The organism is Paenibacillus sp. FSL K6-0108, from assembly GCF_045040695.1.
GTDB classification, from domain to species: domain Bacteria; phylum Bacillota; class Bacilli; order Paenibacillales; family Paenibacillaceae; genus Paenibacillus; species Paenibacillus pabuli_B.
Window position 1 is genome coordinate 2,754,608 of the sequence record NZ_CP150288.1, and the last position, 25,219, is coordinate 2,779,826.

A 25,219-nucleotide genomic window follows, 5' to 3' on the forward strand; every position below is an offset into this window, starting at 1 on the left:
ATTCTGACGGTTTGAATGAACGTATAAACCTGAGTATATCCACAGCGTCGTTACATTCCGACCTGAGGATCTCTCAGGTTTTTGTGTGTTTTCGGGTTGTTCAGCTGACCTGCGCAGATTTCGGGATAGGCGAAAGGGCAGTGGCTTTGGATGTGGAACTACAGCCCAATTCATGTTATAATTTGCTGTAATGCTCTTTTGATGTATAAAGCGTGCAAATCATGTGAAACAAAATGAAATAACGATTTTTTATTAATAGAGGCTGTAAGGAGTGACCGAAGGAAATGGCTAAAGACTCAAAAAAGGATTACTCCCAATATTTTGATTTCTCCGATGCCAAAGTAATTTCGCAAGATGAATTCAGCAAAAAGATAAGAATCCGGGGTCGGGAGATTAATATCAAGTCCGAACCCAATCATCGTCAGGAGAAACAGCGGGGCAAGGAAGACGTTCAGGTGCTTTACGAAACAGCCGTCCCCGATGAACTGAAAAACGTGGGGAAAGGCAAACACTATATCGTATATACGTATGGATGTCAGATGAACGAGCATGATTCAGAGACCATTAAGGGACTGCTTGAATCAATGGGATATCAGGCTACCGAGGATCGCAAAGAGGCAGATATCATCTTGTTAAACACCTGTGCGATTCGGGAAAATGCGGAAGATAAAGTGTTCGGTGAGTTGGGTCATCTGAAAACCCTGAAAACCGAACGTCCAGGCTTATTGTTGGGTGTATGTGGCTGCATGTCGCAGGAAGAAGGCGTCGTGAACCGGATTATGCAGAAGCATGGCTTTGTGGATATGATTTTTGGTACACACAATGTGCATCGGCTTCCACATCTGATTCAAGAAGCACTGTTCAGTAAAGAAATGGTTGTCGAGGTATGGTCCAAGGAAGGCGATATCATTGAGAACCTGCCGAAAAAACGTGAGGGCATGCGCGGCTGGGTAAACATTATGTATGGTTGCGACAAGTTCTGTACATATTGCATCGTCCCGTTCACACGGGGGAAAGAGCGCAGTCGACGTCCTGAAGATGTCATTGCCGAAGTTCGTGAACTTGCAAGACAAGGCTTCAAGGAAATCACATTGCTTGGCCAGAACGTCAATGCTTATGGTAAGGACTTCACGGATCTGAAGTACAGCTTCGGTGACCTGATGGATGAGATTCGCAAAATTGATATTCCACGGGTTCGGTTTACAACCAGTCATCCACGTGACTTCGATGATCATCTGATTGAGGTGCTTGCGAAGGGCGGGAACCTGGTGGAGCACATCCATCTGCCCGTGCAATCTGGCAGCACGGAAGTGCTGAAACGTATGAGCCGTAAGTACAGTCGGGAACACTACCTGAAGCTTGCTGACAAAATTAAAACTGCAATTCCAAATGTCGTGTTAACCACTGATATTATCGTTGGTTTCCCGGGTGAGACGGAAGAACAGTTTGAAGAAACGCTGTCACTGGTTAAGGAAGTTGGCTACGACTTTGCCTATACGTTTATCTACTCTCCGCGTGAAGGTACACCTGCTGCGGTGATGGAGGATAACGTGCCGATGGACGTGAAGAAGGAACGTTTGAAACGCTTGAACGAGACGATCAACGCATACAGCCATAGCAGCAATGAAAAGCAGCGCGGCAAGGTTGTTGAAGTGCTTGTTGAAGGTGAGAGCAAACGGAATTCCAATGTTCTGGCAGGACGTACACGCAGCAACAAACTGGTTCACTTTGAAGGACCTAAAGAATTGATCGGTACTTTTGTACATGTGGAAATCACCGATCCAATGACTTTCTATATTCGGGGCAATCTGCTCACAGAGCCAGTAGCCGCCAATCAGTAATACACAAACCAAATAAGATGAATGTCTTTTGCACTTAGCGCATTACGGCCTAGCGTAGCGAAGGTGACGGAATCGATTCTGTAGAAGCGAAGCGTTCGCCTTTGTCTCCAAATTTTAACCACGGACAATTACAATCAGAAAAATTTGGTGACAACAGCGATCGAAAGAACGATCCGTAACCGCAGCGGTCACTCAAGCCGTCAACTAAGCTTAGTGCAACATGGAGTATTTCATCTTATATCATCTCATAGAATGGAGCGATTTCGAGTGGCGCAGGAAGAAGTGCAGTACAACCATTATGGAATGCCTACCTACGATACGCGCAATCTGGTTATACGCGAAGACATTATGGGAAAAGCCAAAGAATTGGCTGATATGCTTGGAACGAGCGAAGAAGTAAAACAGTTCCAACAGGCTGAGTCCAAAATTCGGGATCATGAACGCATCCAGCAATTGATTGCAACGATTAAGAAGAAACAAAAGGAGATCGTTGCTTTTGAGAGCTTCAAAAATGCAGACATGGTCAGCAAAATTGAACAGGAAATTGAGGACTTGCAGGAAGAGTTGGATGGTATCCCACTCGTTACGGAATTCCAGCAAAGTCAGAGCGATATCAATTATTTGCTTCAGCTTGTCATTTCTGTAATTCGGGATACCGTCTCCGAGAAAGTGAACGTGGAGGCAGGTACGGATTCACCTCCGACCAGCTGCGGGTAAATAAACGGAAGGGTGCGGACGCAGTCCGCGCCTTTTTTGATCATCTCTGAAGCATGAGAAAAAAGAGTGGCCGATCCAAACCATGACACTTATCGAAAGCTCCATCCTGTGGGGTTCTTTGTTGTGATAGGCTGTACCTAGCAACTCCACTGGATAAGACTTGTCCGGTAAGAGCAGGCTTTATATAATGACGAAGCACTCTGGAACATCTACGATAAGAATCAATGCTGGAAACTAATTTATCTTCCGAAACAACATACATCATGGGCTTTATACTTAAAGTGTACTAAAGGGGAAATGAAGAATGGGTATTTTGGACAAAATGGTTGAAGAAGGAAACGGAAGATTTTGGGGCTTTCTCGGTTGTCGGTTTATTAAAGGGGACGGGAAAGAAGTACAGATCGCGCTGACAGCAGGCGAACACCACACCAACTCCATGGGAATTATTCATGGTGGTGTACTGACCTCCCTGATGGATCAGGCGATGGGTATGGTAGCTACTGCCGCAATGGCAGTAGACAGTTGTGTAACGACCAACCTGAATGTGCATTTCCTGGCACCCATGAAACAAGGGGAATTAATCGTGACGTCCACAATACTGCATCAGGCTGGTCGTAGTGTGACAACACAATCGGAGGTACGTGACGCATCAGGTACGCTGGGATGTATGGCAACTGCAACATTCCGTATAGCAGGAGCAAAAAAGCCAAACACGGAATCCCAAGGTTGACAAAAGATATTATTATGTCATAATGAAAATATCAAAATGAAAATAGTCGGTGGTGCCCATGAGCGAAAACTACGAACAATTCAATGCTGAGAGTGATGAACAGGCAGCACGTGCCTATAGTTCCAAGAAATATCGTACACCCGATGGCGTTCCTGCGGATATCGTTATGTTCACCTTGACCAAGCGGGAGCGCAAGACGGTAACCAAGACACTCCCCATTCGGGAGTTGAAGGTCATGCTGATCAAACGTAAAGGTTGGCCTTTTGCGGGAAGATGGGCGTTGCCAGGTGGATTTTGTCAGGAAAATGAATCCATTTATGGTGCTGCAAAGCGCGAGTTGATGGAAGAGACAGGTGTGGATGGTGGACATCTGGAGTATTTGAATGTATATAGTCAGCCTGGGCGTGACCCCAGAGGATGGATTATCTCACATGCGTTTTTTGCGCTGGTAGAGGAATGGATGCTGGAACACCGTCAAGCGGCGGATGATGCTGAGGATGTGGGGTTGTTTACGATTCAGGAAGCATTGCAGGAACTTGAGCTCGCCTTTGATCACCGCACGATTATAGAAGATGCATACCGGCGTATTCAGCAGCAAATGCTGGAAACGACGATTGCACGACAATTCCTGCCTCGTGATTTTACTCTAAGCGAGTTATACCAAGTGATTCAGAGTGTTGTACCCGACTTTGAGGAACCGAATTTCATTCGGAAGATAACTTCTACACGCAGCCGCAAAGGTATTGTAGAAGAGGTTCGCGATGAGGAGGGCAACCTGCTAAGCTCCAATCAATATTCACAGCGTCCAGCGCAGTTATACCGTTTTACCGAGCTTGTACCTCGTCTTTCCATCTATACTTAATTCGCAAGCGAATCATGATGGATTGAATCAGGATCAACCTATTCTCAAAAAAGGGAGTGTGGACGATGAAAGCACTGATTGTAATCGATTTTACACGTGATTTTGTGACAGGTTCTTTGCCTGTAGGACAGCCTGCTGTGGAGATTGAGGAGACGATTGCAGCGATAACGGAGGTTTATTGCAAAAACAACCATGAGGTAGTAATGGCTGTGGATTTGCATGAAGAGAGCGATCCTTACCATCCGGAGACTGCGCTCTTTCCGCCTCATAACATCAGGGGCACAGAGGGAAGACAGCTTTATGGCCGTCTGGGTCAGGTTATGGAAGAACGCGAATCTCAGATTCGCTGGATGGATAAAACAAGATACAGCGCATTCTGCGGTACGGATCTGGAGCTTCGGTTGCGTGAACGTGGAATAACAGACATTGCACTGATCGGTGTATGTACGGATATTTGCGTGCTGCACACGGCAGTGGATGCTTATAATAAAGGTTTTCACATAACGGTATATGAAGACGCCGTAGCGAGCTTCAATCCAGCGGGACATGATTGGGCGCTTGGACATTTTCGTTCCAGCCTTGGGGCTCAGGTGGTCAAGGCGAGCGATACCGTTCTCGCAGGCTTGAACCTGTAAACGAACCAGTGAGCCCGACCAGCATATGCTGCTGAACAAGTGTTATGTTGCTGGGGAATGTGGTGAATGAAATAAACCGGAGACTCTTGCAATGGTACATTGACAGAAACATGGATCATTGAGGAACGAGTCTCCACATGTTGACCCGTGTCTGCAGGCTAGGCCTGCAGGCGCAAGCGGAAGTCAGAGAGGATGAGACAAATGCAGACGACTAGCCTGGCTTTACATACGGATAAATATCAAATCAATATGATGTACGCCCACTGGGTGAATGGAACTCACAAACGGAAAGCGGTGTTTGAAGCCTATTTCCGCAAGCTTCCTTTTGGCAATGGATATGCTGTATTTGCTGGGTTGGAACGCATTGTGAATTATATTAGCCAGCTTCGGTTTACGATGGAGGACATCAAATATTTGTCCAGGCAAGAGGAGAATTACGATCCGGTCTTTCTGGAAGAGTTACTCCAGTTTTCGTTTCAGGGGACAATTCATTCCATGAAGGAAGGGGCAATCGTTTTTCCTGACGAACCGCTCATTCGGGTAGAAGGCTCCATTATGGAGACACAACTGGTGGAGACGGCGATCCTTAACTTCATGAATTATCAGACGTTAATTGCAACGAAGGCTTCCCGGATCAAACAGGTGGCAAATCAGGACACTCTGCTCGAATTCGGAACACGACGTGCACAGGAAGCGGACGCGGCCATTTGGGGAGCGCGAGCCTCCTATGTGGCAGGATTCCATGCAACGTCGAATATGCTGGCCGGAGAGCGCTTCGGAATTCCGACAGCAGGGACACATGCCCATTCATGGGTGCAGAGTTTTATGAGTGAGCAGGAGGCGTTTGACGTCTATGCCAAAGTGCTGCCAGATCAAGTGACGCTACTGGTGGATACCTTTGATACATTGAACAGCGGTGTTCCTCATGCAATCAAAACTGCCAAGAAGCTGGAAAGCCAAGGCAAAAAGATGAACGCGATTCGTCTGGATAGCGGTGACCTTGCGTATTTATCCATTCAAGCTCGGCAGATGCTGGACGACGCCGGACTGGATTACGTCAAGATTGTAGCCTCCAACGACTTGGATGAAAATACGATTTTCAACCTTAAAGCGCAAGGAGCTCGCATCGATACATGGGGAGTCGGTACACAGCTAATTACCGCTTCTGACCAGCCATCTCTGGGTGGTGTGTACAAATTGGTGGAACGTGAAGTGGACGGGGCCATGCTGCCTACGATCAAAATCTCAGCGAATCCCGAAAAAGTCTCCACACCAGGTAAAAAAGAAGTCTTCCGGATCATTGATCCGAAACATGGCAAGGCAATTGCAGATTACATCTGCTATCCAGGAGAAGAGCAGCCGCTACAGGGCGGGCCGCTCAAGCTGTTCAACCCGCTACACCCTTATCTGAAGAAGACGGTAACCCGCTACAAAGCAGTGAACATGCTGGAACCGATCTTTGTGAATGGGCGCAAAGTATATGAACTGCCTACACTGGATGAGATTCGCAGTTATCACCGCGAACAGATGGATCTCTTCTGGCCGGAATATCTGCGTAAACTCAATCCTGAGATTTACCGTGTAAATATCAGCCCTGCGGCCTGGAATATGAAGCAGAAGCTTATTGCTGAGCATGTGCAATCTTCCGAAGAATAATCAAATTAAGGGCATAACCGGAAGGAAGCAGACCGGGTTATGCCTTTTTGGTATCCTCTTTTCAGCATTGTGTGTCAAGCAGAACGACGGGGTGTGTGAAACATCATGGACAGACTGCATATGAACTGAGGTATACTGTATCTTCCAACGGACGTAGGCTCACTAGGAAATAAAGCAATTATTTCTCGGGAAAGCGCAGGAGACGTCAAATCCCGCATCTTTCCGAGCTTGCCTTTCGACATGTTCCGTTTCTGTGTCTGTTTCAACTGCGTCTAGGCCGGGGATGAATGAAAGAGGAGGTGCAGCCATGAGATGGATTTTGGCACTGACCTGGCTGGCCTTCATTGCTTATGCATGGTTCTGGGTACCTGGGCAGCCACTTGGGAGTGACCCTGTGTTTAAGGAACTGGTTACACTGCAAAGCAAGGAACCCTGGCTATTAACCGTATTTTCGTGGCTTGGAATTTATCCGGTAATTTTCGCTTGTCTGCTGTTCAGGAAGTCGGCAAAAGCGAGAGGAACTCGTGTACCGGCTTGGCCGTTTGTACTGCTGTCTTTCGGTTTGGGAGCCTTTGCGTTGCTGCCGTATTTTGCATGGTCTTCGCCAACGAACAGAGGTTCGAGATACGAACGCTTCTCCTTTGGCAGTCACCGTGAATCAGGTATTGGACGTGTGGCAGCTCATAAGCTGACCCATGTAGTTCTTTTGCTGCTTACATTGGGCACAGGCTTCTATGCAGTGACTCAAGGCCATCCGGATGTATACATGGAAGCGTTCAGGGAGTCTTCCTTTGTACATATTATGACGATGGATTTCGTCATCCTGACGCTGCTTTCATTGATCGCATTGTTCAGGGATGCTTCTGACAATCGTCGTTTTCGCGGGTGGGCCGTTGCAGGGGTAATCCCATTGATAGGCCCACTCATCTATTTAATGACCAGCAGGAGAGAGTGGGTTTGACGGATGTCACCCTTGTATTTGTTTAATCTGAATGCGAACAATTCATGATGTGAATAGAAAAATAAGTAAATTTATTACTTGAGGAGAGGATAGCGATGAAAAATACTTTTCCTGCCTATGTCGTACGTAAAGAAGAACAGGGTGGCGTTAAGGCTGCTATGGAGCAGCTGAAAAAAGAGGATTTGCCAAATGGTGACGTAACCTTACAGGTTCAATATTCAAGTGTGAATTATAAAGACGGACTCGCCACAATAGAAAAGGGCGGTGTGGTGCGTGAGTATCCCATCGTACCTGGAATCGACCTTGCAGGAATTGTTGAGGAATCCGTGAGTGGTCGGTTTGCACCGGGGGATCGGGTAATCAGCACGGGATTTGAGCCAGGTGTATCCCATTTTGGCGGATATAGTCAATATGCACGTCTGCGAAGTGAATGGCTTGTTCCTCTGCCGCATGGACTCAGTGAAAAGGAAGCGATGGCGATTGGAACGGCAGGGTTTACGGCAGCACTTTCGGTTGATGCTTTGTTGCAGGCTGGAGTGACTCCGAAGATGGGCCATATTCTGGTAACGGGCGCTACCGGAGGGGTAGGCAGTATGGCGGTGGCTATTCTGGCGAAGCTGGGATTTGAAGTGACAGCAAGTACAGGCAAAAAAGATCAACAGGAGCAGCTTCTTCAGAATCTGGGAGCCTCACATGTCATTTCACGCGAAGAAGCGGACGCGCCAGCCAAAGGAGCAATGGGCAAACAGCTCTGGGCAGGTGTAATTGATCCGGCAGCAGGTCCGGCACTGGGCGAGCGTCTGAAACAGATTCAATACGGAGGCGCTGTCGCCGTATCAGGCTTAACCGGAGGGGCTGCGTTCGAGTCCACCGTATTTCCGTTTATTTTGCGGGGGATTCAATTGATTGGGATTGATTCTGTCTATTGCCCGATGGAACGGCGGGAACGGATATGGAAGCTGCTTGGCGGAGAATGGAAGCCGGATCGGGCACTGGAGCTGGGGATTCAGGAAATCTCATGGGCACAACTTCCTCAGACACTTGAAACGATTCTTAAGGGTGGTGCTGTAGGTCGCACTGTAGTTAATACGATGTCGGAAATACCTGCCGAATAAGATTCTTTTCTCCTAGACATGCTAACTCTACCTGAGAGCGTCACCGTGCATGTGGCGGGAAAGGAAGGATGAGTATGCGTGTTAACGGAAAAGGATTTCCTCATAAATCTGGACGTGTGAAGTCTGTTCTGTTCAGTATGATCGTGGTGTTATGTACAATATCTGCAGTGGCGTGTTCGGCATCCAATGTTGAGCAGGAACGAAAAATCTATACCCGACAAGCGACGGATGAAGGCATAGTTCGGGCAAAGAGCCAGGGCCACGGGTTAAACGGTCCACTGATTCATGAGCTGAATGACGCTTTTGCAGCTAAAGGCATCCAATTGATGAACAATATGTATGAAGATGATGATGAGGGTGGAATCTCTTATAAGTACCTGTTGAATGGAAGCGGAAGACACATTGTTAAGGTCCATATTTTCAGCGATGATCACATGCGAGTAGCCCGGATGAAGGAAATGTACGGTCGTGAGAGCGATGAGGCTGTAGTGGAAAATGGACTTAGCAAAACGACGATTCGCTGCAAAGCGTACGTCTCACTCGTGTATACGGCTTCCGGTGGGGAAAAGGATGATTATGAAGAAGAGGTCATGCAAATATTCCAGCATGTGCTTGAGCAACTGAAGTAATGGACTAGCCTAAAATAAACCCGGAAACCCGTCTGATCTTTCAGACGGGTTTATATATTTCACGCATAACATGCCTAAGTTCCGGCAAAATGAGTTTTTCCATTGCCAGTTTGACCGCTCCCTTGGAGCCTGGCATGGAGAATACGGCTGTGCGCCCAATTGTTCCGGCAACCGCCCGGCTAAGAATGGCAGCAGAACCGATATCCTCAGTATAACTGAGGAAACGGAATATTTCTCCAAAGCCCGGAAGCTCCTTATCGAGTAGAGAGGATACTGCCTCATATGTCGTATCGCGGGGGGCTATTCCGGTCCCGCCGCTGAGCAGTACGGCTTCGATATCGTCACGAACGGCTGCATCCTGCAGGATGCTTCGAATCGTTTCAGTTTCATCCGGTGTAATAATATAATCAACGATCTGGTAGCCTGATTCAGTCAGCAGCTTATGCATAAGCTGTCCGCTTGTATCGTTATCCTTGGTGCGGGTATCCGATACAGTTACAATCAAGCAGGATACCGTGTCAGGGGCTTCCTGACGATGTTGTTCCACTGAATTGGTCATAACGCATCCTCCTTCAATCAACATGTCCTCATAGCATAGACCATTCAGTAGATAGAGGCAATGGACGTATACAGAAGAGAAGGTCAGGATTGCGCAAAGATTGCAGGATAGTGTACACTCGCTAGGATAGAGATAACCAGTTTCATTGGACAAATAGAGAGGTGAACAATGGTGAGTGAACTAAAAGTAAATGAATCATCCATACCTGTATATATATTGTCAGGCTTCTTGGGCAGTGGCAAAACGACACTGCTTGTTCAATTGATTGAACATTGGCAACAACAAGGTCTTCGGCCCGCCGTGGTCATGAATGAATTGGGCGAAGTGAATCTGGATGGTCAGATTGTGGATGCTTCCGTGCCAATGACGGAAATGTTAGGAGGGTGTATCTGTTGCACCGTGCGCGGTGACTTGGGGCTGCAACTTGCGGATCTTGTGCAGGAGGAATCACCTGATGTTATTATCATCGAAGCAACGGGAGCGGCGAACCCGATGGAGATTCTGGATGCAGTAACAGAAACGTCTCTCTATATGCGATTGGAGCTGAAAAGCCTGATTACAGTAGTAGATGCCGCGCATCTGTCAGGGCTGTACCAGGAGCAGAAGGGACAGACCTTTAAAGCTGATGCAGGAACAGATTCGTTGTGCGTCTGTTCTTCTCCTGAACAAAACGGACCGGGTGAATGAGCAGCAGTTGGCAGATCTGCAGGACCTGTTGGCACGCTGGAACGGTTTCGCTCCGGTACTGCCTACGGTAAAGTGTGAGGTCGACATGGATGTGCTGCTTCGTAGCGGGGACAATGTGCATGCCTATCAATCTGTTGAGGAAACGAGTAAAAACGCAGAGCAGGAACATCACGTGCATTCCGAGGCTTGTGCAGAACATGGATGCAGCCATGATCATGGACATGAACATCATGAGCATATGAATCATGATCACAAAGACCGTCAACATTCTCAGGGGAATGTCCATGATCATCCTCATGACCACGACCATAGTCATAATCATGTCCATCCCCATGCTTCGCATGAGCATGTCATGGTATATACACACTATTTCACCCAGCCAGTGAACAGCGAGGCCTTTGAGCGTTTGATCGCCGAGTTACCGCGCGACGTGTACCGGGCAAAAGGGATTTTATCCTTTAGCGATACGTCCAGTCGGTTCTGGTTCCAATATGCTTACCGGGAATCGGATTATATGAAAATCACGCCTCAAGGGGACGTGCCTAACGTAGCAGTGTTTATAGGTGAACATTTCGATCAGTCGGTCATTCGCCACCAATTGCTGGAATTAGAGGCGAATAATCAGTCTTAAATGATTCAAAGTTCCTCCAGACAGGGTATTAAGAAGCATAGCAAACTTAGTCTGGGAGGTAACTTTAAATGACACAACAACAATACCAACAATGTATCGATGCTTGCCTGGAATGTATGAATGCTTGCAACGTATGTTACATATCGAGTCTAAAAGAATATGATCTGGCGATGCTGCGTGATTGCATTCGTTTGGATCGGGAATGTGCGGAAATTTGCAGTTTTGCTGCTCAAGCCATGACACGTGGAAGTGATTTCATCGCAGAAATTTGCGAACTGTGTGTGAAAGCATGTGAAGCTTGTGCTGCTGAGTGTGGCAAACATGAACATGATCATTGCCAAGCTTGCGCGGAAGCCTGCCGCAAATGTGCAGAGGCTTGCCGCCTGATGGCCGCGGTAGCATAAATATAACTCCATTGGATTGAAAATAAAAAGCCCTGGCAATACAAGATGCCAGGCTAATCCCCTCACAGCAGACAACGAAATAAGGACATCGGATAGATGAACTTCAACGTTGCCTGCTGGAGGGGATTTTTTATGGTTCAGCATAGTAACTGATCCTCATCATTGGACGGTGAGCATCTCTATCGACAGCTGGTACTACATTGGCAGGTTGCCAAAGCAGAGCGTGATCTGTATAATGATGGCAATGAATTGAAACGATGAATATCTGTGATCGGGAGAGTAGCCAGAATCCATGCATGACAGCGAGCCGGGGCAGGTGGAAGCCGGTATGACATGACCTGAGTGAAGCGCACCCGTGAGATGGTTGTCCGAAGGAATGTTTACATCCTTGAGAGGATGCATAACAGGTAGTAGAGGGCAATCCGGCAGGCGGCCGTTAATCGCACCGAGCGGAGCAGACTGTAACGTGCTTTAATGTGCATTGCAGTCTGTTCACCTAGAGTGGTACCGCGGGAACTGTGAAGATCAGCTCTCGTCTCTGATATAGAGACGAGGGCTTTTTTATTTACTATGGCTAATTACGATAAGAATAGGAGTGTTCAACATGTTGATGAATCAGGCAGCAGCACAACTTGCTTCCCTAACGGGTTTGGAGCAAGACGAGGTATTGAGATTATTGGAGGTTCCACCAAAGGAGGAGATGGGGGATGTGGCGTTTCCCTGCTTTATTCTGGCCAAATCATTGAAGAAAGCACCCGGGGTCATCGCGGCTGATATTGCAGCCGAATTGCAGACAAGTGGGTTGGATGCTTCACCGGCAGGGCCCTATATAAATATACGTTTCAATCGGGAAGAACTGGCGCCGAAGCTGCTGCAAGAACTGGGACATAAAACATTTGGCAAGCTGCAGCTGGGGGCAGGTGCACGTGTTGTGATCGACATGTCGTCGCCTAACATTGCCAAGCCATTCGGAATCGGTCATCTGCGCTCCACCGTGATTGGGGCAGCATTGTATCGATTATATAACGAGGCAGGCTATACTTCGGTCAGTGTGAATCATTTGGGGGATTGGGGAACGCAGTTCGGCAAACAGATTGCAGCGTACAAACGTTGGGGCAATGATGAAGCTTTACAGGCTGAGCCGATTCGGACATCGTTGGAACTGTATGTGCGCTTTCACGATGAGGCGGAGAATGATCCATCTCTGGAGATCGAGGCACGAGATTGGTTCCGCAAGCTGGAGCAAGGGGATGAAGAGGCACAGCGATTATGGACCTTTTTTGTAGAGGTAAGCATGAAAGAATTTAACCGGATGTACGAGCGTCTGAATGTTCAGTTTGACCATACGCTGGGTGAGAGCTTTTATAATGACAAGATGGGCGCGATAGTTGAAGAACTGAAAGCCAAAGAATTGCTTGAAGAGAGCGAAGGCGCATTGGTGGTGCGTTTGGAGGAGGAGAATATGCCACCTTGCCTGATTATCAAAACCGATGGAACAACCATCTACCCAACACGGGATTTGGCAACAGCCGTTTATCGTCATGATGTGATGAAGGCGGATAAAATGCTGTATGTGGTCGGGGGTGAGCAGAAGCTTCATTTCCGTCAGGTATTTGCGGTATTATCCCGGATGGGATATGCGTGGTCTGAGATTTGTGAACATATTCCGTTTGGCTTGATGCGTTTCGAAGGCCGGAAGATGTCTACCCGCCGGGGGAAAGTTGTCTTTTTGCAGGAGGTACTGGATGAGGCGGTTGCTCGGGCATTACAGATCATTCAGGAGAAAAATCCGAATCTGCCGAATTCGCAGGAGGCTGCGGAAGCGGTTGGTGTGGGTGCGATTGTATTCGGTGATCTGCGCAACAACCGGTTGAATGACGTCGACTTCTCGCTCGAAGATGCGGTGAGCTTTGAAGGGGAGACGGGACCTTATGTGCAATACACACATGCTCGGATTAAGAGTGTGCTTGCGAAGGCAGCAGAGGCAGAGCGCGTGGAAAATGAAAACCAATTGGACCATGACAGTAGTGGTAGCAATGCTGCGGCAAACTCAGAAAACAAGTCGGTCATGGTTGGTGACACTTCATGGGCATTGCTGAAACTGCTGGCGGATTACCCGCAGTATCTGGAAAAAGCAATTCATCGCAACGAGCCTTCGGTTATTGCCAAATATGCGATAGATGTTGCCCAAGCGTTCAACCGCTTTTACCATGCGGAACGGATTGCGGATGCGTCGGCTGACGTAAAACCCTTCCGGGTGACGCTAACAGAGCGTACGGCGGAGCGTCTTGCCTACAGCCTATATTTACTTGGGGTTCAGGCTCCTGAACGGATGTGATTACATGGGATGGAAGGCAAGGGCAAATGGATTCTTTGATAAAGCAGGAAAAGCAGCAGCAGACTCAAGCGAACAAATCATATCGCTTCAACGGGTGAGCAAACGACTTGGGAATGTGCACGTACTGAATGATATCCATCTGGAAGTAGGTCAGGGGAAGTGTATCGTCCTGGTGGGCAGGAATGGCTCAGGCAAAAGCACATTGCTGCGTGTGCTGGCGGGCATGTTACTACCTGACTCAGGGTCGCTGCGCAAGCCTATGCATGGACGAATGATGTATGCACTGGATGGACTGCCGCGCCTGCCTTTCACTTCAAGAGAGTATCTGTGGGAAATGGGACGTATTCGTGGCATACGTCCTGAGATATTGCGTCAACGGATAGGCGAACTAAGTGAGCTGTTATTCTTGGGCGCGGCGCTGGATCAGAACCTTCCACAGCTGTCCAAAGGTACTTTGCAGAAGGTGAATTTGATTCAGGCTCTGCTGCCTGGACCTGATGGGTTATTACTGCTTGATGAACCCTTGTCCGGTCTGGACGTTCCGGCGCAGGAAGCAATGGTAGATCTGCTCAGACAGTGGAAAAAGGAAGGCAGTCAGATCGTTACAGCTTGCCATGAGCCATTGCTGATTGAACGTCTCGCGGATCAGGTCATCGTATTACAGAAGGGAACGGTGCTGCGTCGCTGGAATCAGGAAGATTTACAGCAAGCTGGGGAGCCTGCTGTGAGCATCCAAAGTGTGATGGAAGGGCAGGAACAATCCGTTATCGATGCGCTGCTTGCTCAGCAATCAGGAATCATTGCATGCCATCGCAGCATGGCTTGTCCGGATGATGCGCGAGAGGTATGGGATTGGAAAGTGTCACGCAGTTCGGCAGATCGGATTATTGGAATGATTCTGGCTGCGGGCGGTTCCATCGTGTCTGTGCAGCCGGAAAAGAGCCGATTACAGATGGAAGATTTGATGGAGGGACGGCATCCCGGTGAGACTGTGAGTAGGAATTTGGCAGAGCATTCTTCTTCCAGATCTACGGTAGGAGGTAACCTCCAATGATCTACATGACCCGCTATTTGTTAAAGCATTACATACGTTCACAGAAATATGTTGCGCCGGTGATCTTTTATATCATTACAATGCTGCTTATCTATTCCTACAAACCTAATCCGGTTGCAGACAGTTACAGCGTTACGGCCATGCTGCTCTTTTTTGGTTCGGCTTGGCTGGGTTTAACGGTAATGAATGCGGAACCTTCGGGACAGTATCAATTGCTTGTTCTACACGCAGGAGGCAAACGCAAGGTCGTCCTTGCACAATTGATCTGTGCGTTAATCATGCAGTTTGGCCTGACTGCAATTACCGTGTTATATCCGGCTGTTACAGGCATGTTTGGAAGACTACCGAGTGCTGGGGAGTGGATCATGGCATGGGCAGGACATTTGGCGTTGTCGCTCCTGGGTCTGAGTCTTAGTGTTTTCTTTCAAAAATCATACATTCCCATGCTCAGCCGCAGTATGCCGCCGTTCATTGTTGTACTGTTACTATCATTAGTCCAAGGTTCATTAAGCGGACGTTTGCCTGAATCCATACAGTGGCTTGTCAAGATTCTGCCCCCGGCATTTTATCCGGTTCGTGAGATGATGTTATATGAACAATCAAAGTTGGGGGCTGTTATTCTGACGGAAGTATGGGCTATACTCTACGCCATCGTTCTACTCATCATTCATATATGGATATCGGGAAGAAGGGATTTGCGGAGTTAGATGTCATTACTGTGTATAACTTGAATGTTGATCTGTGTTTCGTTACCATAGAAGGACGTTGGATGGTAAGTAATGTACGGAGATAAAGGGGGCGCTCGCGTATGCAAAATACAGACATGCAGCATGGCGACATGCTGGACAGCGAACACTCCAGGGAATTGTTTGCCTATTACGGATTGGCTGTATATTATGGACAGGCGCTTGAACAGCAATTGGTCAATCTGATTTTATTAATGAAAATGTCTCAGGGCAAGGTTGTATCCGAAGAGGATCTGGAAGATCTGTATGAACGCAAGATGAGCAGTTCACTCGGACAACTCATTCATGAGGTGCGTCATCATTTTACTTTTTCGGAGGAAGAGACTCGTCAGTTGAATGAACTATGGAAGCAGCGTAACAGCATTGTACATCACTATTTCAAGGAACGAATCCATGAGACATTCAGTCCTGAAGGACGATCACGCATGATCAAGGAACTGGAAGATTTTAAAGACCGTGCACAGGAACTGGAGATTAGTCTTCAGCAGTACGCAGGTGCCTGGATTGCAGAGTTGGGACTTGGTGCCGAATCCGCAGCAGCATTGCACACACTCGAACGTATGCATGCAGAGAGTATGCACGCACGGGCACTGGAAGAGGATGAGTCATTGTGATGGAAGGCAAGTCCCGAATACGTAAAATAAAAAGCAGACACTGGCTGTTAATCTCCATTGCATCGCTGCTGTTGCTTGGGGGTTTATGGACAATAACCACGGCTTCGCTCATCTGGATTTACACTGATGAGGAATCCTCGAGACAGAGTGATGCAGCCATTATCCTCGGTGCAGCCGTAGAAGGGGATAACCCTTCACCCGTATTTCGAGAACGTATTGAGCACGCCATTTTATTATATCGCCAGGGGACGATTAGTCATCTGCTCTTTACCGGTGGTTCCGGCAGTGCAGGGGAGCGCACCGAAGCCGAAGTTGGACGAGATTATGCTGTTGCACATGGTGTAGATCCGGTAGATATTCTTATGGAGACGGAATCAAGAATTACGGAGGAGAATCTGGTGAATTCGATAAGAGTCGGGGAACAGGCGGGATTTCACACCTACACCATTGTAAGTGACCCACTGCATATGAAACGGGCGATGAAGCTTGCTAACCGACTCGGCATAGATGCTGTTTCGTCCCCAACACGAACGACAGCTTACCGGACCTGGCGCAGTCAATTTCCTTTTCTGGCAAGAGAAACAATATTATATATGGGATATATGGTCAAAGGATGGATAGACAATCCGCAGCAGCACGGAAAGTGACTGGACTGCGCGATTGTCTTTTTTTTGCGCATGTTGACCCGGCGTTACTATGTTCCGGGATAATTAATCGCTGCACTAACCAGTGCGGCCACTCCAAAACCGATGAACCACCAAGGCCAGCGCCGATGATTGCTTTTGCGCATGCTGATGAACAAACTGATAATCCCCGCAAGTAATACCACGGTAGCCAAGCTGCTGCCAACGATCCAGCCGATGCTCATATGTTTACCTCCTCTATGTGGAATGGTATAAAGAGCTCCCTATGGTGAGCTTCCCACCTCTGACTTCTGCTTGAAATGGATAAGTACCGTTACGATACGTATGTTGATTATGAATGGATTGAAGCGGAAGATCACTGCTGAATCGGCCCCCGGTCTGCTTGAAGTCTAACTTGAATCCATCGTTATCTGCTGGGATGTGCACTTCAACGTTACAACCTGTGGAGCGACTATCCAGAGACTGAAGCATCGTTGAGGAGTGAACGGTGAGTTTGCTGCCTGTCACTTTGGATTGAATATGGGTGAACTGACCGGATAACTGAACAGGTGAAGAAGTGGATTGCAGTTGCATATGTTCTGCATGGAGGTCTGTTGCTTTAACTCGACTACCCACTGATCGTAGACGGATATGCTTGGCATGACCAGTTAAGTTGAGCTTACCTGATGTACAGTCACAATCCCATTGTTCCGAAGAAACGTTATCAACAAGAAAGTGGGAACCAACTCCGTTGATCGACAGCCTTTTCAAGACCGCAGGCGGCAGTACAATGTGGAGCGATGTGCGGTGAAAGTTAATGCCCAGAGGAAAAGCATGTTTTCGTCCATCGATCAGATGTAATAAACCATGGTTGACGTTAGCTTCAAAACATCGAGTTCTTGGAAAACGGGCGGATCCCCATTGAGTAACACGGATAACCGCTTCTGTGCCCCGGCTAATATGCACTTCACCTTGCATCCATTCCAGAGAAAGGGCGAGAAGGGGTTCTTCGGACAACCATTCTTTGCAAATCACATGTCCATTAGGTTTCAAATGGGCTATCCCTCATTTCTGTTATCGTCTTCATTCAAAATAGGATAAGCACCCATGGCTGCATGTTGGTCTAGAATACGTTCAATTAGTGAATCACTCACAATATCGGCACCAAGCATGTTCATCAACCGCTGTAAAAAATAAAGACGTTGCTTTGTTTCGCTCGAATTGCGGCCGAACAGTGTTGGATTAATCCATATATTGACCAGCATCATGAATACTTCTGCACAAGCTTCGGGATCCTCGGTATGGATAGATCCATCTGTAATGCCTTCACGCAAAATCGCTGCAATCACCGGTGCATCAATTCGAACAGCTTGTTGAATCCCTCGTACAATGAACACTGGATTTTTGATCTGGGTTCGAAGTACGTGATCCAGGGAATGGGCCTGTTGATCAGAGACGACATACTCCAAAATCTGAACTAACTTCTCACGTGCTGGTGAGGTCGATGTATTTGTAACTAATTGGTCCAGCATCTGGGCGGAATAGTTGAACTGTTGTTCCATGACCGCGTCCAGTATTTCCTCTTTAGATCTAAAGTGATGATACACTGCTCCCTTGGACATGCCTAGGGCAACAATGATGTCCTGGATACTCGTCTTTTCAAATCCTTTATCTGTGAACAACTGCGCAGCGACGTTCAGAATCTGTTGTACAGTCTGTTCAGGGTGCTTGTTTCTGGCCATAATAACCTCCTTATAATTTAGATACCGACCGTTGGTATGTATGATACAGAGAGATGTTTCCATTGTCAATAAGAGGAAATCAGATGAGCTGAATACATGAAAGAAAATCTAAAAATAAAAAACCGATATGCCTATAGACCAAGAGGTCTGCGGGCATATCGGTTTGGTGGTTGAAGTGTATTTACATATATCCCCTTACTACTTAAACGCCGCCTCCTGCAAAGGAGGTCGTGGTACGAATGGCCTCGCCGAGTGGGCTGCTTCCATTCGTACCGGGTGCTGCTTGAGCACCTTGCTGCAGCTGATACATCTGATAATAGCGTCCCTTAAGTTCCATCAGTTCATCATGAGCACCTTGTTCAACGATCCGTCCGCGATGCAGGACCAGAATCTGGTCTGCTGAACGAATGGTGGACAGACGGTGGGCGATGATGAAGGTGGTCCGTCCTTTTTTGAGGACTTCGAGCGCATTTTGAATTAAGGCTTCAGTTTCGGTATCAATATTCGCCGTAGCTTCATCGAGAATCAGGATCGCTGGATCGAAGGCCAGTGCACGAGCAAAGGAGATCAATTGCCGTTGTCCGGCAGATAATGTGCTTCCCTTTTCGATAACCGGCTCGTCGAATCCTTGCGGAAGATGGGCGAGAATTCGCTCTGCACCCACGTCGCGCAGCGCCTGTTCAATCTGTGCACGCGTAATCTGTTCATCTCCGAGACTGACATTGGAAGCCACGGTACCCGTGAAAAGGTACGGATCTTGTAATACAATGCCCATATGTTCGCGAATCCACTGTTTAGGCAGATCCTTGACGTTCTGACCGTCAATCGTGATCTTGCCTTTCTGTGGATCATAGAACCGGAACAGCAAGTTGATGATCGAGCTTTTACCGGAACCGGTATGGCCCACCAGGGCGACCGTTTGACCTTGTGAGGCTTTGAACGAGATGTTGTTCAGCACATAATCTTTTTTGTAGGCAAAGGATACATCGTCAAACACGACATTTCCTTTGTACCTCGGCATCGAGCCATCGGTTACCGGTTCACCTTTCTCATCCATCAGTTCAAATACACGTCCGGCGGATACCATAGAGGAATCCAGGTTCGCGAGTTGGTTCACCATACCTGTAATCGGCTGGAACAGACGTCCGAGAACGTCAACGAATGCATACAGCACACCCAGTGAGATGATACTTGTGCCTCCGAGCACACCGGAACCGAAGTACCACAGCACAACTGCAAAAGCGATATTCCGCAGAACGTTAACCAGGTTGTGTGAGGTAAAAGCGTTCAGGTTGAGCATTTTATTCTGGTGTTTCATATAATCATCATTCAGATCCTCGAATTCCTGCTTGGTCTGTTTCTGATGACGGAATACCCGGATAATGGACATCCCCTGAATGGATTCGTTAATAATGGCATTAATCTCGCTCAGGCGTGAACGAATAATGGTGTTGTAACGAGTAGCGATTTTACGATAGAGCACAATCCACAGAACCAGCATCGGGACAACGAACAGCGAGATCAATCCGAGGCGGAAATCCAGCAGGAAAAGCGCAACGTACACTCCGGTAATCGTAATGATGCCTGAGAAAAAGTTGGACAGAACCGCAACGAACAAATCCTTGACGGCTTCCGTATCGTTGGTGACCCGGGAGACCACTTTACCTGCAGGAAGGTTATCGAAAAAGTGTACCGGTAATCGCTGGATGTGTGCATACACATCGTTGCGAAGTCTTTGAATGACTTTGTTGGCAGAGGATTGCAGCCAGTAAGTCTTACCAAACTCCATAATGACCGAGATGACAAGGAAGATCATGTAATACACAATCAATTGATAGATGCTTGGCATTTCCGGTTTGTAAAAGGCAAAGAGTTCACCAGCGGATAAAGGAACCGCCGCATATTGACCCGTTACTTCGCCTGCGCGTGTAACCGTCAGTGTTCCGTCTGCATAGGTTCGATCCCCATCGGGGGCACTAACGGGTTCATTCACAAAATAAAAACTTTTTCCGGCTTGCAGTACGCGTACTTCGGAACCTTTCGTTTCATCCGCTTCAAACCGACCTTCACGTTTATAGTTCTTTCCATTGTAGACTGCCGCTTCGCTTGAAGCTGTGGTCTCATAGAAAGGCTGCTCAATGGCGAGCAAATGATTGTCGATCATGGACTTGGCGATGAAAGGGCCGGCAAGCTCAGCCGCAACTCCGATTGTAAGCATAATTAAAGCGGCAATAAATGTGCCTTTGGCTTTTAGGGCGTATTGAAGCAGCCGTTTGCCTGTATTAGACTTCAAAGCGTTAACCTCCTACGTGGACAAATTAGACTCCACCTGCTGCCGTTCATACTGTTCACGGTACCAGCCGTTCATAGCAAGCAGTTCCTGATGGGTTCCTTCTTCCGTAATTTTCCCGTGCTCCAGTACGATGATTCGGTCAGCGTGTTCAATAGCGGACAGGCGGTGAGTCGAGATCAGCGTTGTTTTGCCCGAGCGTTTGTTGCGTATATTTTCGATAATTTTGGCTTCGGTTCGTGCATCGACGGCAGATAGAGCATCATCCAGAATCAAAATGTCCGGATCGGCGATAAAGGCACGCGCCAGCGATACCCGCTGTTTCTGTCCACCGGACAGCGCAATTCCTTTTTCACCAACGAGTGTGTCCAGACCATCGGATAAAGTGCCCAGATCTCCATCAAAGGCTGCGGTGCGAATCGCTTCCATAATTACATTATCATCCGCACCTGGCTTACCGAATTGAATGTTCTGACGGACTGATTTGGAGAACAGCACCTGTTCCTGTGGGACATATCCAATCCAGCTGTGCAGGTCATCTTTAGCGATATCCTGAATCGGATGACCGGAGATGCTTAACTTACCCGATCCGGCCGGGTATTCATGAAGCAATTGTTTGAGCAGGGTGGACTTTCCGCTACCTGTACGTCCCACGATACCCAGTGTCTGTCCGCGTCGAAGTGAAAAGCTGACATGACTGAGATTGTCGACGGTAGAACTAGGGTAACGGAAGGTAACATCCTGCATGGCGATCTCTTCAGGATTCGTAATATGAGCAGGCTGCTCAACATCTTTCACGGCAGGTTCTACAGATAGCGTCTCGTTAACACGATCGAGTGAGGCACTACCACGCTGCATCAGGTTAATCAATTCGCCAATGGCAAACATTGGCCAGATCATCATCCCCAAGTACATATTGAACGATACGAGATCCCCCAGGGTAATTTCATTATGAAAAACAAGATAAATGCCGTAGGCAAGTGCAATCACATAACTGAGTCCGACACATAACCGGATGGTAGGTTCGAACAGTGCATCCATTTTGGCAACGGCCAGGTTTTTTCGGTATACATCTTCGGTGACATCGGCGAACCTTTTCTCATCCAGACGTTCCTGAACATAGGCACGCACAACTCGAATGCCGGCAATAGATTCAAGCACCTGATCGTTCATATCCCCGAATGCATCCTGTGCCAATGTGTATCGTTGATGGACAGCTTTACCATAGATCATCATAGCGATGGCGATAAAAGGCAGAGGCAGAATTGCGGCCAGGGTCAGTTTCCAGCTAACCAGAAATCCCATGGCGAATAATACAGTTGCCAGAAAAGCAGTGGAGTCGGTTAACGTCAGCATGCCGAAGCCTGCTGTGGTAGCGATGGAACGAAGATCATTCGTGGCACGTGCCATCAGATCACCGGTTCTGTTTTTCTCAAAAAAGGGCGGGGTCATCCGCAGCAAATGATCCATAAATCGTGACCGCAGCAGGCGTTCAACCAGATTGGCACCGCCAAACAGTTTGTGCATCCATATGTACGTTGTCAGATAGATAATGATGACCGATCCTAGAATAAGTAAAATGTAACGTGTAAGTGAGGCGCCGGTGATGGAACCGCGTACAATCTCGTCAATGGCATTGCCCAGAAGACGAGGTGGCAGCAGTTCAATGATGCCCACCATAATAAGCAAGGTGACACCGATGAGGTATCGTTTGCGTTCCAGCCGGAAAAACCAGGCCAGATTTTTAAGTACAGAGAACAAGTGGTATCCCTTCCTTTCAAGTTCGTGAAATGCATGTTCCGTTCATGTTTAGCTGTTTGAGCCCACAAAAAAAGACATACCGCACGCAGGCGGTATGTCTTGGGTATCATTCATACGGCAGCATGGCTCCGAGAGCAGAGCCACCATCGTAGATAGAGTTCAATTGTGAGAGTACAACACAGCAAACCTGATTAGAGGCTTCTGTGATGCGGTCTTATGAACGGAATAACGATTTCATGGGTGCTCCGGTATTTAGTTGTATGTTGAATTGATGTAGATCGTCATTATTAAACACCGTAACCACCCTTTCTTTTTTGGTAATAAATTGCATGTGGATCTCGTATGTTTGCATCTTAACACCGACTTTTACAATCTGTCAAACGTTTTTCCAAAACAGAAGATGCTGCACATTGTGATGGAATTATGACAAGTGAATGAACTTTTTTTGCGTATTTGGGGTGGTTGAGGTTTGTAATCAAGCCATTGTAGCGATATGATGGAACATATATATAGAGAAGGAGCTGACACCAAATGAGTACCATTCATGTATCTGACCGCGCTGCTCGCTGGTATAAGGAAGAACTGAATTTGAACGAAGGAGACAGCATTCGATTCTTCGCCCGTTATAGCTCCGGCGGAGGTCTTCATCCTGGCTTCTCCCTAGGAATTGCCGTGGAAGAACCACGACATCCTGCTGATCAAACGAAGGTATCGGGTATCCAGTTTTTTATGGAGGATCATGATTACTGGTATCTGAAAGGTCATCAACTTCATGTAGATGTCGTTGAAGAAGGACAGGATATCGAATATCGCTACACTGAGATTTAACGTACTATTTATGCGTATATAGAATGGCTCATCACCGGTCGCACCGATTTTCGAACAGGAGGAGATACGACATGAATCCGCCAGCCCGAGATTTGGCCCAGTATATCGCGAATCGCTCTCATATTGTTGTTAAGGCGGCGGTTCGGGCCGAGAATGAACAAGGTGAATTATTGCTGATCCAGCATGCTGAACACGGACATTGGCGTATTCCTGTGGGACAGATGCGCCCGGGAGAAGCCATTGAGGACACCGCGCACAGGGAACTGTGGGAAGAAACGGGGTGGACCACCAGTCATATGACACTTGAAGGTTTGCATTCCGGTCCGAATCTGAGACATTTGCATGCCAGTGGGGATGAAGAATATTTTGTCATTGCCATGTTCAGTACACAAATTGTTCAGGATTCGCTCGTAGAATCAAGAGTAAATAGCGAAGCAGGGCTGAAGTTTTTTGATCTCAAATCATTGCCCAGGCTGAATGATCTTAGCCGCTTGCTGCTTAGGTCTTCCGAAACAGAATAACCGAACAAAGAAGACGCCTTTCCTGCCGGGAAGGCGTCTTCTTTGTTGTAGAAATCATTTTAATCTAATGGACCCGTATCCATGAGAACGACATTTTTGTGAATAGGCAATTTCCAAGTTTCTGTCATAATTAGACTTGATCAAGCGGTTGTTCGTCGTCCATCGCAAAATCAAAATCGTCAATATCAAAAACCTGCACAGGGGATGCCGACTCAATAATACGTGCAATCAATTCGACCTGGTCAGTAAGTATGGGGATATCCAGACGCTGTGAAGTGAGAAGCAGTTCGGTCTCGATCGGATCGAAATATTCACCATATTGTGCGGTATCAACCGCATTAATGATGGCGATGGTGACCTGATCACCAAACAGAATGGACGGACTTTTGGCCCAAGGAACAGCAAGGGCGCGCTCTATTTTTTTCTTATTCAACGGTTCTTCAAAATAAGAAATCATTTCGTTGATCTTGGTTTTCACATGCTGGTCATCTGCTGGATTATCCATCAAAGGGTCAGGGCTGACCTGAAATTCGTATAACTCCAGGATGGTGGTATAAGGAACAATATATTCAACAGGCGCCGGAGGCGCGAGCAATTGACCGTAAATTGCCACCATCACGGCTTCTGTTACAAACTGACGTGACATGGTTCCTGAATCCTCCTGCGGCCATTAATAGTTGCGAGGTGAATCAATTGTATTGTGTATGAAGGATCAAATTGATTTCTCTGCTATGGACTTGGGTGCTTCAATTGCATGAATAGAAGTATATCATACAACCGTGGGAAAAACAGCCAATCGGCAGAAGGATGTCAAGTCCCAACTTTGATCATGATTTCCCCAAAAGTAAGGATAGAATACCTGCTGCGATCAGGGGACCGACAGGTACACCCTTGAACAAGGCAACCCCAAGCACCGTACCTATAAGCAGCCCGGCAACGACGGTAGGCTGAGTACTCATCAGTGTAGCCCCTCGTCCTCCCAGATGGGCGACAAGTAATCCTACACCAATGGCGAGCAGCGATTTCCAGTGAAGAAAAGATTCTCCGATCGTCTGCAAACTGATTTTTCCACTGGCGAGTGGTGCCATAACCCCAATAGTCAAGATGATGATACCAATCGTAAGTCCGTACTTTTCCAGCCAGGGGAATGCCTGGTTCATGTTCAGTACTCTCAACAACAACAGAAATACCATGGCTACGGTTACGGGTGTATTGCTGCTGATAATACCTAAAGCGGCGAACACGAGCAGCAGCAGTGAAGTCATATCCATCGAT

The 25,219-nt window shown here is 47.6% G+C and carries 25 protein-coding genes and 1 pseudogene; 18 read left to right on the forward strand and 8 right to left on the reverse strand.

The window, feature by feature from the left end; translation table 11 throughout:
• Window positions 1–284 precede the first annotated feature (284 nt).
• From miaB to MHB49_RS12775, 9 genes are all read left to right on the forward strand, one after another.
• Window positions 285–1,841, forward strand: a complete 1,557-nt coding sequence (gene miaB, locus MHB49_RS12735; RefSeq protein WP_405156335.1) for a tRNA (N6-isopentenyl adenosine(37)-C2)-methylthiotransferase MiaB — start codon at window positions 285–287, stop codon at window positions 1,839–1,841.
• Between the two features lie 252 nt (window positions 1,842–2,093).
• The gene (locus MHB49_RS12740; RefSeq protein WP_405156336.1) at window positions 2,094–2,558 is read left to right on the forward strand and encodes a RicAFT regulatory complex protein RicA family protein; all 465 of its coding nucleotides are present in this window, start codon (window positions 2,094–2,096) and stop codon (window positions 2,556–2,558) included.
• Window positions 2,559–2,862: 304 nt separating this feature from the next.
• Window positions 2,863–3,288, forward strand: a complete 426-nt coding sequence (locus MHB49_RS12745) for a PaaI family thioesterase (RefSeq protein ID WP_247902218.1) — start codon at window positions 2,863–2,865, stop codon at window positions 3,286–3,288.
• Window positions 3,289–3,346: 58 nt separating this feature from the next.
• Window positions 3,347–4,150, forward strand: a complete 804-nt coding sequence (locus MHB49_RS12750) for an NUDIX domain-containing protein (RefSeq protein ID WP_062326181.1) — start codon at window positions 3,347–3,349, stop codon at window positions 4,148–4,150.
• Between the two features lie 65 nt (window positions 4,151–4,215).
• Entirely contained in the window at window positions 4,216–4,785 is a 570-nt protein-coding gene (locus tag MHB49_RS12755) for a cysteine hydrolase family protein (protein WP_405156337.1), read from the forward strand.
• Window positions 4,786–4,986: 201 nt separating this feature from the next.
• On the forward strand, window positions 4,987–6,441 hold the full coding sequence (locus MHB49_RS12760; protein WP_405156338.1) for a nicotinate phosphoribosyltransferase: 1,455 nt from the start codon (window positions 4,987–4,989) through the stop codon (window positions 6,439–6,441).
• Window positions 6,442–6,748: 307 nt separating this feature from the next.
• Window positions 6,749–7,402: a hypothetical protein gene (locus tag MHB49_RS12765; protein WP_405156339.1), complete on the forward strand. Its 654-nt coding sequence runs from the start codon at window positions 6,749–6,751 to the stop codon at window positions 7,400–7,402.
• 95 nt (window positions 7,403–7,497) lie between these two features.
• Window positions 7,498–8,517, forward strand: a complete 1,020-nt coding sequence (locus MHB49_RS12770; protein WP_405156340.1) for an acryloyl-CoA reductase — start codon at window positions 7,498–7,500, stop codon at window positions 8,515–8,517.
• 74 nt (window positions 8,518–8,591) lie between these two features.
• Window positions 8,592–9,146: a hypothetical protein gene (locus MHB49_RS12775; protein WP_405156341.1), complete on the forward strand. Its 555-nt coding sequence runs from the start codon at window positions 8,592–8,594 to the stop codon at window positions 9,144–9,146.
• Between the two features lie 40 nt (window positions 9,147–9,186).
• Here MHB49_RS12775 and MHB49_RS12780 read toward each other — a convergent pair whose 3' ends face one another.
• A complete protein-coding gene (locus MHB49_RS12780; protein ID WP_405156342.1) occupies window positions 9,187–9,705 on the reverse strand; it encodes a molybdenum cofactor biosynthesis protein B in 519 nt (172 codons plus the stop codon).
• A 168-nt stretch (window positions 9,706–9,873) separates the two neighbouring features.
• On the opposite strand from MHB49_RS12780, the pseudogene MHB49_RS12785 reads away from it, so the two are divergent.
• The 7 genes and pseudogenes from MHB49_RS12785 (at window position 9,874) to MHB49_RS12815 (ending at window position 16,826) form a co-directional block, all read left to right on the forward strand.
• Window positions 9,874–11,023 (forward strand): annotated as a pseudogene (locus MHB49_RS12785) (CobW family GTP-binding protein).
• Window positions 11,024–11,091: 68 nt separating this feature from the next.
• Window positions 11,092–11,427 (forward strand): four-helix bundle copper-binding protein, encoded by a 336-nt coding sequence (locus tag MHB49_RS12790; protein WP_247902225.1) that lies wholly within the window; start codon window positions 11,092–11,094, stop codon window positions 11,425–11,427.
• A gap of 604 nt (window positions 11,428–12,031) precedes the next feature.
• Window positions 12,032–13,765, forward strand: a complete 1,734-nt coding sequence (gene argS / locus MHB49_RS12795; protein ID WP_405156343.1) for an arginine--tRNA ligase — start codon at window positions 12,032–12,034, stop codon at window positions 13,763–13,765.
• 4 nt (window positions 13,766–13,769) lie between these two features.
• A complete protein-coding gene (locus MHB49_RS12800) occupies window positions 13,770–14,819 on the forward strand; it encodes an ATP-binding cassette domain-containing protein (RefSeq protein WP_405156344.1) in 1,050 nt (349 codons plus the stop codon).
• Window positions 14,816–15,526, forward strand: coding sequence for a hypothetical protein (locus tag MHB49_RS12805; protein WP_405156345.1), 711 nt, complete (start codon window positions 14,816–14,818; stop codon window positions 15,524–15,526). The genes MHB49_RS12800 and MHB49_RS12805 overlap by 4 nt, the downstream gene beginning before the upstream one ends.
• A 101-nt stretch (window positions 15,527–15,627) precedes the next feature.
• Window positions 15,628–16,179, forward strand: coding sequence for a hypothetical protein (locus tag MHB49_RS12810; protein WP_247902229.1), 552 nt, complete (start codon window positions 15,628–15,630; stop codon window positions 16,177–16,179).
• Window positions 16,179–16,826 carry a YdcF family protein gene (locus MHB49_RS12815; RefSeq protein ID WP_405157118.1) on the forward strand — a complete coding sequence of 216 codons (648 nt, stop codon included), beginning with the start codon at window positions 16,179–16,181 and terminating at the stop codon, window positions 16,824–16,826. Before MHB49_RS12810 ends, MHB49_RS12815 begins: the two co-directional genes overlap by 1 nt.
• Window positions 16,827–16,873: 47 nt before the next feature.
• Here the strand turns inward: MHB49_RS12815 and MHB49_RS12820 are convergent, their stop codons facing one another.
• The 5 genes from MHB49_RS12820 to MHB49_RS12840 all read right to left on the reverse strand — a co-directional run bounded on the left by MHB49_RS12820 (window position 16,874) and on the right by MHB49_RS12840 (window position 22,595).
• On the reverse strand, window positions 16,874–17,047 hold the full coding sequence (locus MHB49_RS12820; RefSeq protein WP_405156346.1) for a hypothetical protein: 174 nt from the start codon (window positions 17,045–17,047) through the stop codon (window positions 16,874–16,876).
• A gap of 13 nt (window positions 17,048–17,060) precedes the next feature.
• Window positions 17,061–17,855 carry a DUF4097 family beta strand repeat-containing protein gene (locus MHB49_RS12825; protein ID WP_405156347.1) on the reverse strand — a complete coding sequence of 265 codons (795 nt, stop codon included), beginning with the start codon at window positions 17,853–17,855 and terminating at the stop codon, window positions 17,061–17,063.
• A gap of 5 nt (window positions 17,856–17,860) precedes the next feature.
• On the reverse strand, window positions 17,861–18,544 hold the full coding sequence (locus MHB49_RS12830) for a TetR/AcrR family transcriptional regulator (RefSeq protein WP_405156348.1): 684 nt from the start codon (window positions 18,542–18,544) through the stop codon (window positions 17,861–17,863).
• Between the two features lie 202 nt (window positions 18,545–18,746).
• Window positions 18,747–20,837 carry an ABC transporter ATP-binding protein gene (locus tag MHB49_RS12835; protein ID WP_405156349.1) on the reverse strand — a complete coding sequence of 697 codons (2,091 nt, stop codon included), beginning with the start codon at window positions 20,835–20,837 and terminating at the stop codon, window positions 18,747–18,749.
• A gap of 12 nt (window positions 20,838–20,849) precedes the next feature.
• Window positions 20,850–22,595, reverse strand: coding sequence for an ABC transporter ATP-binding protein (locus MHB49_RS12840; protein ID WP_076289564.1), 1,746 nt, complete (start codon window positions 22,593–22,595; stop codon window positions 20,850–20,852).
• 531 nt (window positions 22,596–23,126) lie between these two features.
• Between MHB49_RS12840 and MHB49_RS12845 the strand changes: the two genes are divergently transcribed.
• Together MHB49_RS12845 and MHB49_RS12850 are read left to right on the forward strand one after the other, a co-directional pair.
• On the forward strand, window positions 23,127–23,423 hold the full coding sequence (locus MHB49_RS12845) for a HesB/YadR/YfhF family protein (RefSeq protein WP_024630313.1): 297 nt from the start codon (window positions 23,127–23,129) through the stop codon (window positions 23,421–23,423).
• Between the two features lie 71 nt (window positions 23,424–23,494).
• Window positions 23,495–23,944: an NUDIX domain-containing protein gene (locus MHB49_RS12850; protein WP_247902235.1), complete on the forward strand. Its 450-nt coding sequence runs from the start codon at window positions 23,495–23,497 to the stop codon at window positions 23,942–23,944.
• 130 nt (window positions 23,945–24,074) lie between these two features.
• Here the strand turns inward: MHB49_RS12850 and MHB49_RS12855 are convergent, their stop codons facing one another.
• Together MHB49_RS12855 and MHB49_RS12860 are read right to left on the reverse strand one after the other, a co-directional pair.
• Window positions 24,075–24,590, reverse strand: coding sequence for an ADP-heptose synthase (locus MHB49_RS12855; protein WP_247902236.1), 516 nt, complete (start codon window positions 24,588–24,590; stop codon window positions 24,075–24,077).
• 181 nt (window positions 24,591–24,771) lie between these two features.
• Complete coding sequence (locus MHB49_RS12860; RefSeq protein ID WP_247903124.1) at window positions 24,772–25,215, reverse strand: DUF441 domain-containing protein; 444 nt, start codon at window positions 25,213–25,215, stop codon at window positions 24,772–24,774.
• Window positions 25,216–25,219 lie beyond the last annotated feature (4 nt).